14 protein-coding genes are annotated in these 15285 nt (G+C 35.1%); 5 read left to right on the top strand and 9 right to left on the bottom strand.

Features of this window, described 5'->3' with window-relative positions:
* Window positions 1–64: 64 nt before the first annotated feature.
* The 4 genes from NST49_RS07855 to NST49_RS07840 all read right to left on the bottom strand — a co-directional run bounded on the left by NST49_RS07855 (window position 65) and on the right by NST49_RS07840 (window position 4266).
* Window positions 65–934, bottom strand: a complete 870-nt coding sequence (locus NST49_RS07855) for an SDR family oxidoreductase (protein WP_034536862.1) — start codon at window positions 932–934, stop codon at window positions 65–67.
* A gap of 235 nt (window positions 935–1169) precedes the next feature.
* Window positions 1170–2108: a general stress protein gene (locus tag NST49_RS07850; RefSeq protein WP_341047941.1), complete on the bottom strand. Its 939-nt coding sequence runs from the start codon at window positions 2106–2108 to the stop codon at window positions 1170–1172.
* Between the two features lie 173 nt (window positions 2109–2281).
* Window positions 2282–3385 carry a cation diffusion facilitator family transporter gene (locus NST49_RS07845; RefSeq protein ID WP_341047939.1) on the bottom strand — a complete coding sequence of 368 codons (1104 nt, stop codon included), beginning with the start codon at window positions 3383–3385 and terminating at the stop codon, window positions 2282–2284.
* Window positions 3386–3510: 125 nt separating this feature from the next.
* The gene (locus tag NST49_RS07840; protein ID WP_251165366.1) at window positions 3511–4266 is read right to left on the bottom strand and encodes a hypothetical protein; all 756 of its coding nucleotides are present in this window, start codon (window positions 4264–4266) and stop codon (window positions 3511–3513) included.
* A 372-nt stretch (window positions 4267–4638) separates the two neighbouring features.
* Between NST49_RS07840 and NST49_RS07835 the strand changes: the two genes are divergently transcribed.
* The 4 genes from NST49_RS07835 to NST49_RS07820 all read left to right on the top strand — a co-directional run bounded on the left by NST49_RS07835 (window position 4639) and on the right by NST49_RS07820 (window position 7064).
* Complete coding sequence (locus NST49_RS07835) at window positions 4639–4842, top strand: DUF1659 domain-containing protein (RefSeq protein WP_023178248.1); 204 nt, start codon at window positions 4639–4641, stop codon at window positions 4840–4842.
* Between the two features lie 46 nt (window positions 4843–4888).
* Window positions 4889–5113: a DUF2922 domain-containing protein gene (locus tag NST49_RS07830; RefSeq protein ID WP_023178249.1), complete on the top strand. Its 225-nt coding sequence runs from the start codon at window positions 4889–4891 to the stop codon at window positions 5111–5113.
* Between the two features lie 74 nt (window positions 5114–5187).
* Window positions 5188–6288, top strand: coding sequence for a peptidoglycan-binding protein (locus NST49_RS07825; protein ID WP_341047932.1), 1101 nt, complete (start codon window positions 5188–5190; stop codon window positions 6286–6288).
* Between the two features lie 107 nt (window positions 6289–6395).
* Window positions 6396–7064 carry a deoxynucleoside kinase gene (locus tag NST49_RS07820; protein WP_341047931.1) on the top strand — a complete coding sequence of 223 codons (669 nt, stop codon included), beginning with the start codon at window positions 6396–6398 and terminating at the stop codon, window positions 7062–7064.
* A 35-nt stretch (window positions 7065–7099) separates the two neighbouring features.
* On the opposite strand, the gene NST49_RS07815 is transcribed toward NST49_RS07820, so the two are convergent.
* From NST49_RS07815 to NST49_RS07800, 4 genes are all read right to left on the bottom strand, one after another.
* Complete coding sequence (locus tag NST49_RS07815; protein WP_341047929.1) at window positions 7100–8248, bottom strand: mannitol-1-phosphate 5-dehydrogenase; 1149 nt, start codon at window positions 8246–8248, stop codon at window positions 7100–7102.
* Between the two features lies 1 nt (window position 8249).
* Window positions 8250–8690, bottom strand: coding sequence for a PTS sugar transporter subunit IIA (locus NST49_RS07810; protein WP_034536877.1), 441 nt, complete (start codon window positions 8688–8690; stop codon window positions 8250–8252).
* 21 nt (window positions 8691–8711) lie between these two features.
* The gene (locus NST49_RS07805) at window positions 8712–10805 is read right to left on the bottom strand and encodes a BglG family transcription antiterminator (RefSeq protein WP_341047927.1); all 2094 of its coding nucleotides are present in this window, start codon (window positions 10803–10805) and stop codon (window positions 8712–8714) included.
* Window positions 10806–10903: 98 nt separating this feature from the next.
* Window positions 10904–12364, bottom strand: a complete 1461-nt coding sequence (locus NST49_RS07800) for a PTS mannitol transporter subunit IICB (RefSeq protein WP_341047926.1) — start codon at window positions 12362–12364, stop codon at window positions 10904–10906.
* 395 nt (window positions 12365–12759) lie between these two features.
* Between NST49_RS07800 and glmS the strand changes: the two genes are divergently transcribed.
* Window positions 12760–14568: a glutamine--fructose-6-phosphate transaminase (isomerizing) gene (gene glmS / locus NST49_RS07795; protein ID WP_341047924.1), complete on the top strand. Its 1809-nt coding sequence runs from the start codon at window positions 12760–12762 to the stop codon at window positions 14566–14568.
* A 115-nt stretch (window positions 14569–14683) separates the two neighbouring features.
* Here glmS and NST49_RS07790 read toward each other — a convergent pair whose 3' ends face one another.
* A complete protein-coding gene (locus NST49_RS07790) occupies window positions 14684–15229 on the bottom strand; it encodes a dihydrolipoamide dehydrogenase (protein ID WP_341047923.1) in 546 nt (181 codons plus the stop codon).
* Window positions 15230–15285: the final 56 nt, after the last annotated feature.

Raw genomic sequence — 15285 nt, 5'->3', positions numbered from 1 at the left:
AGACGACTTGAAATGAACTCTAAAGCTCATTTAGTTGCAATTTAACGAAAGTTAAGAATCAATTTTAGCCATTTATGACTACTCCGCCATTAACATGTAAAACTTGACCAGATACATAACTAGAATCTGTACTTGCTAGATAGACATATGTTGGTGCCAATTCGTAGGCTTGACCGGCACGTTCAATTGCTCCGCCTTTGCCCCAACTCTCTAATTGTTCCTCTGTAAATGTTGCGGGTATAAGTGGAGTCCATATTGGACCTGGTGCTACCCCGTTTACACGAATTTTTTTATCGATTACTTCACTATTTTGTGAAAGTGACCTTGTAAAAGCAGTAATTGCCCCTTTAGTAGCTGAGTAATCAAGTAAATGTTCACTTCCACGGTAAGCAGTAATAGATGTCGTATTGATGATAGCCGCTCCTTGAGACAAGTGTGGCATTGCTGCCTTAACAAAATAGAATTGGCTAAAAATATTGGTTCTAAATGTCCGGTCCAATTGCTCCTCTGTTATATCGCCAATTTTTTCTTGAACGTGTTGTTCTCCTGCATTATTGACGAGAATATCTAAATGACCCCATTCTTCCATTACTTTAGAAACAACTTCTTGTGCATATGATTCTTGACCTACATCACCTTTGAATACTAAAGCTTTGCGCCCGATCTTTTCAATTCGATTTTTCGTGTAATTCGCATCGTCCTCAGATTCCAAATAGCCGATAGCTACATCTGCACCTTCTTTTGCAAAAGCAATGGCTACAGCTTGACCGATTCCACTGTCCCCGCCTGTAATAATAGCAGTCTTGCCTTCCAACTTACCCGCTGCTTTATAATTAGGATCTTCCGTTTGCGGTTCAGGATTCATGTTCCCACTATCATCATTGATCAAGTAATCTTTTTTAGGCTTTTGAGTTTCATTTTCATTAGTTGTCATGGTTATTCCCTCCTTGATTTTTTCTACACAACTAGCATATCAACTTAAGAAAACGAATACAAATAAGAAGCCTTGTCCTAGTTTGGATTACAGCGTAGAACTTGCTTCCAATTAACGCTTGTTACCTGATCTGAAACTTAGGCAAAGCTCACGTTAAATACGTAGTTAAAAAAGGGTCAGAACACAAAACAGAGGCTGGAACTATTGTCCCAATCTCTGTTTTGCGTTATTTCGATTATTTTTCTTCCTCATCTTTTTGAATAGACTTTCCGCCTGCTTCTTCATAGTTATCACTATAATAAGCATCACTTTCAGGTTGTTCAGAATTTTTCTCTGGCTTCGTTTCTTCTGATTTTCCAGACCCATTTATATGAGTTGGATCAAGTGAAGAACTTCCGCCATCCACTACACCTTTACTGATATTGTCAGGATATACATGTCCTTCATTTTCAGCAATGACTGTCGATTCATCTCCAGTTAACTCAGGATCTGATTCAAGAGAAGAGCCGTTTACTTCATTCGATGTTGGAGCGTTTTTACTATCTGTTTGCTCTTCGTTTACTGTATTAGGACTAATTGATCCTTCTGTAGCTGTATCCATATTTTCCTTATCTGGAGCTGTAACAGGATTTCCTTCAATGTCTTCCCTTGAAGATTGAGCCTTAGTTGGGTCAAATTGTTCTCCTTCACCAGGAACAGCATCCATTTTTTCTTTAGTTGGAGCTTTAACCGGGTCTTTTGCTATGTTTGATTCTGCTGCACTTTCATCAGTGTTTGTTCCATTTAGAACTTCTTGATTTACTTGAGATAGCTGTTGAGAATTTGATGGACCAGCACTGTTAACTAAAATAACAATTTCGCCATTTTCTAATGCTTCTGTGTAGTGTTCTCCAGAATCTTCTGCGATACCGTATTCTTCAAATGGGCTAGAAGCTTCTTCAGAATTGTAACGACCAAAACTAAATGATTCTTTTAATTTTTCCCAAAGTGACATTCCTTCTCCTGGATCAACCGAATCGACTTCAACCATCGTTAGATCTTCTAATTCATTTTCATGTTTTTCATTTGTTACAATAACAATCTCTTCGGCCACGTAACCTTCATTGATTAATCGCTCTACTGCACTTACTGTTTCTTCTTTTGTTGTGTAAGTTCCTTCAACTCTTCTATCCATTTGAATTCACGCTCCATTTCGTATTAGTAATGCTGAAAGTCATCCTCTTATCTTCAAAGTTGCTAGTGTTAAGATTATTTCATACATCCTTAATGTATCTTTATGATAGCAAAATTTAATATCTCAAGCAAAGAAGAAGCCTTTATTCACGGTATGAATTGAGTTTTTCCATTTTATTGGATAAAAAATTCTTCGTCTACAACAATTTCAATAGTCGAATGTGTTACATTGGCATCCTTTATTAAATAACGTATCTCTTCTTTGATTCGTTCCTGTTCTTTGCTGTCTTTTGTATCACTGTATACTGTAATGGCTAATGCGTTTTCTTCTCCATCTATTGACCATATATGAAAATGAGAAACAGCATGTACATTTGACAGTTGTTTTATTTTTCTTTCTAATTCTTTTATATCTACTCCTCTTGGTACAGCTTCTAAAAAGATAGAGGCATTTTCAAGTAGATTGGGAATAGCTTTTGATAAAATGTATCCAGCAATCAAAATAGATAAGATTGGATCTAAAATAAACCAGTTGCTAAAAGTCAAAACAATACTAACCATTAACACACCAACCCAACCTAATACATCTTCAAGCATATGCAAATTTAGAACTTTTTCATTTTTTGAAGTCCCTTTGCTAATCAACCAGGCAGCATAGCCATTGATTGCGATTGCTACAATTGACAGCCAAAACATTCCCCGCGAATTAACCGGTTGAGGATTGATCAGTAATGGAACACTGTTAACAATGACTAAAATAGAACCGCCTATTAAGATGACCGAAGTAATTAGAGCCCCTAATAGTGAGAATCGTCTATGCCCAAAACTATACCGTTCATTTGCTTCTTTAACGGAGACTTTTTGAAATACCAATGCTAATCCTATAGATAAAGAATCACCTAAGTCGTGTACAGCATCTGATAAAATCGCTGCACTATTAAATAACACTCCAAAAATAAATTCAGCTAATGAAAAAGTTAAGTTTAAAATAAAAACGGTTTTTATATTCTTTATTGCTCCATTACTTCCCGTGAGATCCGCAACGTGATGATGGTCTGATTTGTTTTCAATCAACTCCTGTTTCTCTGACAAGATTTGAATCTTATCTGCTAATAAAATTCTTTTTACTACATCTAGATCCATTTCATCTGGGAGATAAATTCGATTGGTAGAATAATTCAATCGAATCGTCTCGCCATTTTTTAATTGCTGCAGTTGAGCTTCTAACTTTTTAGCGCAATTGGCACAATGTAATCCTTTCACTGCGTACTGTTTCATTTTTTAGTCCTCCTATCTTAAGACGTAAATCAATTTCGTTTTCATATGAATATTTTATCATGTGTTAATGTATAAGAAAAGCCAGAAGATTTTCTGGCTTTTCTTATCTACTATTCTTTACCATTTTACTCACTTTCAGATACCTCTTTTGCGATGGATTCACTGATTTCTTTTGGATTTATAGTATCTATTGTAATAATGATTCCTTCTTTTTGTTCATCTAAGTAGACTTTGTTGCTGATAAAATCCGCTACTTTAAGAACAACTTTTTGACTATAGTACTCTACAGCTAACGCCACCAGCTTAGCTTCCTCTAGTAGGTATTTATTCATAAAGTGGCTAAGTGCATATTCATACTGCAAATTGCTTCCCTTTGCCAAATCATTTTTGATAAGGTCTAACACTTGTAAGTATCGAAAATTTTCAGTTGAAACTGTTGTAGGAGGATTGATCAATTTAAAGTTTATATCCTCTATTTCACAGATTGCATTTCTTTTTGCATTAGTAGCAATAACGACCTCACTTGGTCTATCTGCCAGTAACTTTATTTGATACATGAAAATTTCACCGGTTAAATAGCCAAACACCAACCCTTTTTTATCTTTTATATACGTTCGTTTAATCAATTCCATACTATCTATCCCGTTTTTTTCTGTATTAATAACTTCATCACGATAGTATACACCCGCTCCAAAACGCTTTAAGCATTTGCCTTCATTTACCATTCTCATCAAAATAACATTCACATTTTTCCTTATTTGAGTACAAGGTTTTTGTTCATCATTATATTGAGAAATGTGGTCCATGATATCAGAAATAAAAATTGGACTACCAACTTTTTGATTTAAAATATAGGCTTGGACAAGTTTCCTAAGATTCATAATAAACTCCTTTTTATCATTAATATAATCCTTAGCTGGTTTTTTTTAAAGCCTTTTAATTAAAAAACACTATTTATTTTTATTCTACAGAAACTGCTTTCATCCTGCAAGAGAAACTATTTTTTATTTTGAACTTACTTTTCAGTTTGGTCATTATACCTATAGTAAAATTTATTCCATCATCATCTATTGTATGGCTGTTTAAATTTATCTTCTAACCTTTAGAATTCAAATTGGTCTAGATGGCTATTTTATCATTATTCTATTTAAATTTTTATGGGTAACACTCTTTTACTGCTCAACGTTATTAGAGGTGTAAGATGTCATGACAAAAACTTACACAACAACTTATTTCATAAGGAGGAATATAGAATGCAAAAAGAATGGACAAAGGGGTCAATTGAAGTACATTTTGAAGATGCTGCAAACGAAAAGACACTGAAACGCAGTTATTCTAACACGATTAACAACGTTACACCTGAGCAAGTAGAAGGCTTTACCCTTGCATTAGAATCTCTAACTAATTTCCCTTATCTACAAACGGTTATGGTTGAAGAGTATACCTATACTCGTTAAAAAAAATTGATCTTTCACAACTTATCTACTAAAGGAGGAAAATAATATGGCAAAATCATTGGAATTAAGGTTCGGTACAAGTTTAGGAAAGACAAAAGCAATGAGCGTAAAAGACCCCATTCTTAATTTAACGACTGAAAAAGCTCAGCAAGCAATGAATTCCATCATTTCATTGAATATGTTTCAACTAGAAGGAGCCAACCCATACGCAACTGTTGTAGGAGCTCGTTATGTTGAACGCGTTGTAGAAGACATTTTTGAAGTAGAATAAAAGACCATTCATTGAAAAAGAAGCGGCGCAGTATTTCTGCTCCGCTTCTTTCATTTTTCTATAGGAGGAAAAAAATGAACTATTTGATTGAAAAACAACTCATCCCTCTTTCACAAAAAAAGTTAACCAGCCAAAGTATTGTTATTGCTCACGAGTCAGGAAACGCCAACAATACCGGTCCACTTTCTTTAGAAAATGAGATTGCTTATATGACGCGACAAGCGGCTAACAATGGAGCTTTTACGAGTCATTGGATCGGAGGCGGAGGCCGAATCATCCAAATTGCTCAAGTAGGAAAAATGCAATATGGTGCTGGTAAATATGCTAATCCTCATGCTTATGCTCAAGTCGAATTGGCTCGAACGTCAAATCCAGACTGTTTCCAAAAAGATTACCAAGCTTATATCTGGCTTTTGCGAAAGTTAGCTGGTGAAGCGGGAATCCCTTGTAGATTAAATACGGGCACAGATCTTAATGCGAAAGGCATAAAAACACATCATTGGGTTTCAAAAAATTTAGGCGGCACAACTCACTCTGACCCAGATGCTTACCTAATGCACTATGGTGTCTCTCTAGATCAATTTTCTAAAGACTTATCTTCAAGCCCTACAAAAACGGACATACCTCCCCTTCCTGCTAACGAAAGCGGTCTCTACTATACTGTTGTGAAAGGAGATTCTTTATGGAGTATTTCAAAAAAATACCAGACCACTCTTACGTGGTTAAAAACTGCTAATCGCTTATCATCTGAGACAATAAAAATTGGCCAAAAACTCATTATTTCATTAGATAATAACAAAGGATTAATATTCACTCAAACTGATCGAATAAAAGCAGTCCAACACACTATTGGCATTCCACAGACTGGATTATTTGACACTTTAACCAAAAGAGAATTAATTAAGTGGATTCAAAAAACAACGGGTTCTGAAGTAGATGGTTATTGGGGTCCTAAAACGGCTAGTAAACTACGAACACTAAAAATCAATTCGATTGGATGGGATGTTTATGTGGTCCAAGCTTTCTTATTAGGAAAAAATTTCTTGATCGTTGGCACACCCGATCAGTCTTTTGGACCTAAAACGGTACAAGCAACTAAAGAATTTCAAACCAGCTCTAAACTTTTATCTGATGGCATCGTTGGTCCACTAACCTATCAAAAGTTATTTAACTAATTCTCTCCATTTTCATTTAAAAATAAATTATTTAGTCATTCCAAATATGGTATACTAGAATTCGCAAAAGAAGAAGACATCGGTCTTTGATAGGAGTGTGGCCGTTCATGAAAGGGGAAAATAAAGCTGTGATCGTTTTAGCTGGTATGATTGGTGCTGGTAAAAGTACCTACACAAAATTTATTTCAGAAGCATTAGGAAGTGAGGCTTTCTACGAAAGTGTGGATGACAATCGGATTTTGGAAAAATTTTATAAAGATCCAGAACGTTGGGCTTTTTCATTACAAATTTATTTTTTAAATACACGATTCAGAAGTATAAAAGCAGCTTTCAAACATGAGAACAATGTATTGGATCGTTCTATTTATGAAGATGCCTTGTTTACTCGCATCAATTATGAAGAAGGAAATATGAGTGATGCTGAGATGGATACTTACTTGGATTTATTAGACAATATGATGGAAGAACTTGACAATATGCCTAAAAAATCTCCAGATCTTTTGATTTACTTACGCGGTTCTTTGGATACTGTATTAAATAGAATTGAAAAACGCGGTCGTACCTTTGAACAAGTCGAAGGAAACAATGGGTTACTAGACTATTACACCCATCTTCATAGTCAATATGATAACTGGTTCAATTCTTACGATAAAAGTGCAACTCTAGTTATTGATATTAACCAATATGATTTAGAAAATTTAGCAGATGCTGAAAAAGTCATGGAAATGATTACAGAAAAATTAGCCGAAGTTCGAAATGAAAAATGCGTTGGATAAAAAAATCAGCTGAGCAAATGCTCAACTGATTTTTTTTATTGTGCTAACTGTTTGTATTCTTTAGCAATTCTATCAATCACTGTCTCGTCTTTTAATTGTGTTACTTCACGAATTACTTCTTCAACTGATTTATTTTGTAACAATTTTTCTAATTGTTGGCTTTCCTCATCATTCGAATCTCGATACAAGAGAGCTTTGGCAACTGTTTTGACTAAATATGTTGTTTCAAGTCCTCTTTCATTTGCTTCTCTGATTGGACGTATGAATCGTTCATCATAATCAAGTTTACGTATTGGGGTTCTCGCTACACGAGTTATATCGTCTGATATATAAGGATTGACAAAGCGAGATAGAATTTTAGTGATATATGCTTTATGATCTTCAGCATTGAATTGCCATTTTTCGACCATCAAAGCTCCTGTTTCAGCTAAAACATTTTCAACTTGTTCTTTTACTTTATCATCTTTTAAAGCTTCATCGATCGTTTTGTATCCTTCAAATTTCCCTACATAGGCTGTAGTTGCGTGCCCAGTGTTTACGGTAAATAATTTTCTTTCAATAAAAGGTTCTAAGTTAGGTGCATAATGGACGCCTTTTAAACGCAAATCAGTATTTTTCAATTTAGACTCATCAATGACCCACTCTTTGTACCCTTCAACAGATACAAATAACTTATCTTCATGAGACTGTAAAGGAACGATACGATCAACTGCAGCATCAGGAAATCCAATGTATTGTTCAACGTAGTCCATGTCTTCTTTTTCTAAATGTTTTAACACTTCTTCTTTAAGGAATGTACTTCCCCCAATCATATTTTCACACGCAACAACATCAATCGGCTGAGTTGATTGAGCAGCTTTTCTTTTTTGAATTCCTTTAGCGATTAATGATGCAATATAGGGTAGAATTTTAGGACCGATAGCCGTTGTTATAAGTTCAGCCTTTTCAAATGACGCTACTACTTCTTCTGGATGAGTTCCATTATTGATTCCATAGACATTGTTTACTTTTATTTGAGGTGTGCCTTCTTGAGCCAATTCAATCGTATATTCGTGTTTATCATTTAATGCATCGATAATTTCTTTATTTACATCAACAAAAGCAATTTCAAAGCCATTTTTATTCAAAACTTCTCCGATAAATCCTCGACCAATATTTCCTCCACCAAAATGAATGGCTAACATATTATTCAATCCCTTCTAATAATTCTTTGATTTCTCGTTCAGATGAAGCATCTGCCAACTTAACAACATTCTCAACTTCTGAACAATAAACTGCTATTTTTGAAAGGATATCAAGATGTTCATCGCCTACCCCTGCAATTCCAAAAACAACGGTTACCAATTTTTCTTCTTCAGGAGTACCAAAATCTATCCCTCCAGGAATTTGAATAACTGAAATGCCTGATTGATTGATTAAATCTTTTGAATTTTCTGTACCATGTGGGATAGCAATAAAATTTCCCATATACGTTGATACATTCTCTTCACGCTTCAACATTTCAGCAATATATCCTTCTTCTACATATTGGCCTCCTACTAATACTTGACCAGCCGCACGAATTGCTTCTTCTTTTGTGTTAAATGCTTGATTTAATTTAATGCTGTTTTCTTCTAGAATACCCATAAATGATTCTCTCCTTGATTTTTATTTTTTTAATTTTTCTAAAAAGATGCTGCTTAAATAATTGTTTAACAATTGCTTCGAACCTGAATTAAAGATTTCCATTGTCAAATCACTTTCAACAATGGCTGAACTGATCGAACCTAAAATTTCTTGCGAGTTCTCGCTTAATGGATCTGGACCCAACATCATTAAAATTCGCTGCATCTGTATTGGATTCCGATCGATCCCAAGTACTTCAATAGGTTTTGGCAATTCATAAATTGAAAAAAACGATTGTTTAATAGTTGGATCGATACAATGAAACAATGCCATATTTGTATTAGGAAGTCCAATAGGAGCTAATTCCATTCGATCCATCAATTTATAAACTATATGGTCACTATCTATTAAAATATCGTCTTCCAAACTTTTGCAGATAGCTGAAATAATGGGTTTTAATTCCTTTGTTCCAACCGTTTGATGCACATTGAAATTTTCCAAGATCTCATTTGCAATCGACATTTTTTGATAGAATTCTTTGAATTCTGATTTATCTTTTTGATTTGTAAGAATGTTCTTTTCTTTTTTCTCTTTTATCTTTTTCTTTTCAGAAATAATTTGACGAACGTACAATTGGATACTCTTGATTTCGTTATCCATCAACAATGGGGTCACAACTTTGTATTCTGTTTCAAATCCTTGTAAAAAGATCGTAGATAAAATCAAATCGTATTCATCAAAATCGATCCGATGCAGCTTAGATATTCTAGAAATTTCAATGACGGTTATCTCTGGAATATATTTGCGAATGCGGCTTTCCAATATTTTTGCCGTTCCCACTCCACTTGAACAAATAACCAAAGCTTTTAATTCTTGTACTTTAGGTTGTCTTTCATATGCTGAAGCGAAATGAATCACAATATAAACAATTTCATTCGGTAAAAAATGAATCGTTGGAAAAACATGTGTTAAATTTTCTTTAACAGAAAAGCTCAACTCGCTATAATGAGTCAGAATTTTATCTAACAAAGGGTTGTTACTTTCGGGCATAGGTGCGATTGCTCGTTTAATAGCAGCTGCAATATGCGCCAAAAGGTCATGAAAAAGAGTTTCATCTTGATTGAAGTTCCAATCCAATTCATTCGAAACCAGACGAATTAACTCTCTTACTTTATAGCCTAAGTCTGTATCATACTCTTCTGAGAGAAATTCATTACGCAGTGGGACATTCAGACCTTGGATTTGGAGTCCCAAAAATTGAATCTCTTCCTTCGTTATGGCTATCCCATATAATTTTTGCATAAAATCATAAATAGCGGTTGCCGTTTCGATACTTTTCGTTTGATCGCTATCCGCTAACAAAGTAGAGACTTTAAAAGAATGAATTTGATGTCCTTCACGTAACCTCATAATCGAAACACATAGCAAAATAACTAAACGCTGCAATTGACTATCTGTCACTTCTTCAAAATAATGCTGACCGAATCGCTTAACCACGGCATATACATGGTATAGATCTTCTTTATTTAATTGTTTCAAAAATGGATTTTGACCAGTCTCCCACTCTTTAGCGTCGTTTTTAGTTTCGCTTTCCATTAGTTGAAAGAAATCATATTCATTGATTTCACTATGAATCAATCCACTAATAATCAAGCGACGGCTGCTTTCAGTAGCAATTGCTTGTATGCCTTTAGCTTTTTTTCGCTCGATATCAATTTTGTACGCTTTAAACACTTCTTCAATAGAAACTAAATCTGCTTGAATCGTACTAATACTGACTTGAAGATCCATGGCAAGGGATTCCATTTTAACTTCTTTTTCTTGCATCAATAGCTTGATCACTAAAGCACTTTGCCGTTGTTGAGCCGTTAACTCTTCTGGAGAAGCAGACATTTGCTGCTGTAATTCTTTAAATGAAGCCGGCTTTCCAACAAGACGGTAGCCAATATCTGCTTCTCGTATCAATTTGATTTGATACTTAGCTAACGTGCTTTCAAGACTGGAAAGTTCTCTGTAAATCGTCCGATTGCTAACCTTTAACTCATCACTTAAATAATCTAAAGTGACGCCGTTTTTTTGTTCAAGCAAGATTTCAATAATCTCTTTTTCCCTTTTGGAAATATACAATTCTTTCATCTCGTTTCTAGACAAAATTTAAACAGATAAAAGCAGTGAATCAGCACTCACCGCTTTTATCCCTTTGTTATGTGCATCTTATTGTCTAGATAAGATGCTTATGATTGGTTTCTTAATGTTTCAACAATTTCTTCATATTTAGGACTATTCAAAAAATTATCAACTGAAACTTGTGTTGCATTTGGTGTTTTTTGTTTTGCACGAGGTGTTAATTCTTTTTGCGTAATAACTAATAAGCCGTCTTCATCCGTTAAATTATTGATAGCTGAGTTGGTTACTGAAATATCCAATCCAGCATCTTTTACTTTTTTACGCATAATGGAAGCTCCCATCGCACTAGATCCCATACCTGCATCACAAGCAAAGATAATTTTTTTAACGTCTTTTTGACCTACAACTGCAGTATCATCTGTTACAACTGCTTGAGTTGTTGGAGCTGTTGTTTCTTTGTTTGCTCCTTTTGATTCAGCTTTTAGTGATTGTGTTTCTTGAACTTTTGCTGAGAAGTTGTCCTCTTCAATTGCAACTTCTGATTTATCTGATTTAAGAATCACCATAGCAACTAAGAAGGAAACTGCTGCTGCAACGATAACCCCTAAGATAACACTGATATAACTTCCTCTTGGTGTCATTGCTAAGATAGCAAGAATAGATCCTGGAGAAGCTGCTGCTACTAAACCTGAATTTAAAATCGTATTAGTAAAAGTACCAGCAATCCCACCTGCTATTACAGAAAGAAACAACATAGGTTTCATTAATACGTATGGGAAGTAAATTTCATGAATCCCACCAATCAAATGAATCAGAACTGCACCTGGAGCAGATGATTTAGCAGCTCCTTTTCCAAAGAATGAATAAGCTAGCAATAAACCTAAACCAGGTCCTGGATTAGCTTCAAGTAAGAAAAGAATTGATTTCCCAGCTTCGGCAGCCTGTTCAGTCCCTAATGGTGTCAATATACCATGATTAATAGCGTTATTCAAAAATAGGATTTTTGCAGGTTCGATAAAAATATTTGCTAGAGGTAATAGTCCGGCATTAACGACCCAGTCAACTCCACTTGCAAGAGCGTTTGTTAAAGTTGTTACAAAAGGTCCTACCGCATAAAATGCAAAAATAGCTAAAATAAATCCAATAATTCCACTTGAAAAGTTGTTAACTAACATTTCAAATCCAGCTCTGATTTTATCTCTAAAGATATCATCAAATTTCTTCACTAAGTATCCGCCTAAAGGCCCTAAAGCCATAGCTCCAATAAACATTGGAACACTTGATCCTACGATAACTCCCATCGTTGCAATTGCACCAACAACAGCTCCACGTTGTCCATATACCATGCTTCCGCCTGTATATCCGATCAATGTTGGCAACAAATATTTCAGCATGGGATCGACCATTGTAGCTAAATCAGCATTTGGAAACCAGCCTTTCTCAATGAACAATGCCGTAATAATTCCCCAAGCAATAAAAGCACCAATATTTGGCATAACCATACCACTAAGATAACTTCCTATGCGTTGAATGGCAGCTTTCGCTCCCTTTTTTTCTGTTTGTTCCACGGTAACTCCTCCTCTTACTTTTTTGTTAAATTAAGTTTACCGCGGGTTGTATCCGATTACAATAAAGTGTAGTGATGAGTTTGTCACGACACTTTGTGTCAAAGTCACTCTTACCGAAAAACTTATGTACCCGCTAATAAATCTCGCTCTGATTAAGGCATATATCCCAACTGATATAGACCAATATACCACTTTTCAAAAAAACGTTGACTTTATTTTTTCAATCCTTTATTATTAACCTGCGTAACTGATTATCAACTTTTTTATTGTATATACCAATTTTGATTATACGCAAAGAAATGTATCTAAGTAAGAAATTTTCATCCTAATACTTAAACTAAAAAAGTTAACGTTTCAATGAAATTTATTAAGAAAAAGAAAGTGGGAATTTAAACATGTGTGGAATCGTAGGCTATATTGGAAGACAAGATGCAAAAGATATTTTATTACAAGGACTTGAAATGTTAGAATACCGCGGATATGATTCAGCTGGTATTTACGTAATGGATGATCAAGATAAAGGTCATTTATTTAAAGAAAAAGGACGTATCGCTGCTTTAAGAGAAAAAGTAGACCATAACGTTCCTGCAAAAACAGGTATTGGGCACACACGTTGGGCAACTCATGGAGTTCCAAGTGTAGAAAACGCACATCCTCATCAATCAAACAGCGGTCGTTTTAACCTCGTTCACAATGGCGTAATCGAAAACTACAATGCTGTAAGAGATGCTTTTTTAACAGATACAACTTTGCATAGCGATACTGATACTGAGATCATTGTTCAATTGATCGCTTGGTATGTTGAAGAAGAAGGTTTAGAAACAATCGATGCTTTTAAAAAAGCAATCGTTGCATTAAAAGGATCTTACGCTTTAGCTTTGATCGACAATGAAAACCCTGATGTTGTGTATGCAGCAAAAAATAAAAGTCCCCTACTTTTAGGTAGAGGTGATGGTTTTAATGTTATCTGTAGCGATGCCATGGCAATGATTAAAGAAACAAATCAATTTGTCGAACTGATGGATGGCGAAATTGCTACTTTAACAGTGGATGATATTAAAATTGAAACATTAGCTGGTGATGTGATCACTCGCGCTTCATACACTGCATTATTAGATGCAAATGATTTAAGCAAAGGTACTTACCCTCACTACATGGCAAAAGAAATTGATGAACAGCCAGCTGTTATGCGTAAAATTGTTCAAAACTACCAAAATGACGATGGCGAACTAGAAATCGATTCTACTATTCTTGAAGAAATGATAGCTAGTGACCGTATTTACATCATTGCTTGTGGAACAAGTTACAACGCTGGATGGGTCGGAAAACAAATTATTGAAAACTTGACAAACATTCCAACTGAAGTGCATTTATCTAGTGAGTTCGGCTACAATACTCCAGTACTAACTGCAAAACCATTCTTCATTTTCTTATCTCAAAGTGGTGAAACAGCTGACAGCCGTCAAGTATTGGTTAAAGTTAATGACTTGAAATACCCTTCTCTAACATTAACTAACGTACCAGGTTCTACTCTTTCAAGAGAAGCAAAATATACTTTATTATTACATGCTGGTCCAGAAATCGCTGTTGCGTCAACAAAAGCTTACACAGCACAAATTGCGGTTCTTGCTATCCTGGGTGAACTTGTAGGACGCAAAAAAGGTCTTGAACTAAATGTAGATATGGCACATGAATTAGGTATTGCAGCTTCAGCAATTGAATCGATTATTGATGAAAAAGAAATATTCGAACAATTATCTGTTACGCACTTAAGCATCAGTCGTAATGCCTTTTACATCGGACGCAGCATTGATTACTATGTTGTAATGGAAGCTGCACTTAAATTGAAAGAGGTCTCTTATGTTCAAACAGAAGGCTTTGCAGCCGGTGAATTAAAACATGGTACGATTGCCTTGATCGAAGAAGGCACTCCAGTTATTTCTATCATTACTGATGAAGCAACTGCTGGACATACTCGTGGAAATGCACAAGAAGTAATCTCTCGTGGTGCACACAGCATGATCATCTCTTTAGATGGACTTAACCAACCTGGAGATGCTTATGTTTTACCAAAAGTACACAACTTGTTAACACCTTTGGTTAGTGTGATCCCAACTCAATTGATTGCTTACTACACTAGCTTACACCGCGGAAACGACGTTGATAAACCAAGAAACCTAGCTAAAAGTGTTACTGTTGAATAAAACTTCATTAAAAAAACAATCATTGCAATTTTCGCAATGATTGTTTTTTGTATTTAAATTACATAATACAACAGATCTCCTTATTCTACTCTTCATCGAATGATCCAGTACAACTTTAGACTGTTTCTATCCATACGCATCCGATCGTTTGAGAAGCCGGCAAAATAGCGGTGTATCGCCCATGATTATCATAGGCTTTAAAAAACAATTTATTTTCCTCATTATATCCATAGCCATAGACAACCACCCAGTGATTCTTATAAGAACTTCCAAACAATTTTGTTGTTCCCACTGCAATTGGAATCGGATTTTTTCTATCTAATAAAGAAACAACTTTGCGTTCCGGAATAAGATGCATCTTGACTTTAAAATCAGCATTGTCTTTTAACACCCATTTCAACCCATACCATAAATCCCAAACATAGGTCCCTTTATAAGCAAATGTATCCTCAACAAGGTTTTGTAATCCATTGACCACATTTTCTTTCGGCAAATCGATAGTATACTTTTGATTGAAAGCATCATGAAGTAAAACAGCACTGACATAAGTACCGCAAATTCCAGGCTTAACTGAATTGATCCAATATTTGTATTTACGAAAACGCGCTGGTTTTAAGCCGGTCCATTTTACAGGATAAGCCATTTTTGGTTTTTCAGACATCATATCCCCCTTAATCTTCTCCGATCGATTTTTATTTCTTTTGAAGCGTCAATACT

Source organism: Carnobacterium sp. FSL W8-0810 (assembly GCF_038007125.1).
GTDB classification, from domain to species: domain Bacteria; phylum Bacillota; class Bacilli; order Lactobacillales; family Carnobacteriaceae; genus Carnobacterium_B; species Carnobacterium_B inhibens.
Note: the sequence above shows the minus strand (reverse complement) of the source record. Positions and strands in the feature narration are given on the sequence as shown.

Excerpts from the sequence above, each read along its gene's own strand:
- NST49_RS07830 (WP_023178249.1), top strand. The coding sequence starts at position 4,889 with ATGGCAAAATCATTGGAATTAAGGTTCGGTACAAGTTTAGGAAAGACA.
- NST49_RS07825 (WP_341047932.1), top strand. The coding sequence starts at position 5,188 with ATGAACTATTTGATTGAAAAACAACTCATCCCTCTTTCACAAAAAAAG.
- NST49_RS07850 (WP_341047941.1), bottom strand. The coding sequence starts at position 2,108 with ATGGATAGAAGAGTTGAAGGAACTTACACAACAAAAGAAGAAACAGTA.
- NST49_RS07835 (WP_023178248.1), top strand. The coding sequence starts at position 4,639 with ATGCAAAAAGAATGGACAAAGGGGTCAATTGAAGTACATTTTGAAGAT.
- NST49_RS07810 (WP_034536877.1), bottom strand. The coding sequence starts at position 8,690 with ATGGGTATTCTAGAAGAAAACAGCATTAAATTAAATCAAGCATTTAAC.
- glmS (WP_341047924.1), top strand. The coding sequence starts at position 12,760 with ATGTGTGGAATCGTAGGCTATATTGGAAGACAAGATGCAAAAGATATT.
- NST49_RS07840 (WP_251165366.1), bottom strand. The coding sequence starts at position 4,266 with ATGAATCTTAGGAAACTTGTCCAAGCCTATATTTTAAATCAAAAAGTT.
- NST49_RS07790 (WP_341047923.1), bottom strand. The coding sequence starts at position 15,229 with ATGTCTGAAAAACCAAAAATGGCTTATCCTGTAAAATGGACCGGCTTA.
- NST49_RS07855 (WP_034536862.1), bottom strand. The coding sequence starts at position 934 with ATGACAACTAATGAAAATGAAACTCAAAAGCCTAAAAAAGATTACTTG.
- NST49_RS07845 (WP_341047939.1), bottom strand. The coding sequence starts at position 3,385 with ATGAAACAGTACGCAGTGAAAGGATTACATTGTGCCAATTGCGCTAAA.
- NST49_RS07805 (WP_341047927.1), bottom strand. The coding sequence starts at position 10,805 with ATGAAAGAATTGTATATTTCCAAAAGGGAAAAAGAGATTATTGAAATC.
- NST49_RS07815 (WP_341047929.1), bottom strand. The coding sequence starts at position 8,248 with ATGTTAGCCATTCATTTTGGTGGAGGAAATATTGGTCGAGGATTTATC.
- NST49_RS07820 (WP_341047931.1), top strand. The coding sequence starts at position 6,396 with ATGAAAGGGGAAAATAAAGCTGTGATCGTTTTAGCTGGTATGATTGGT.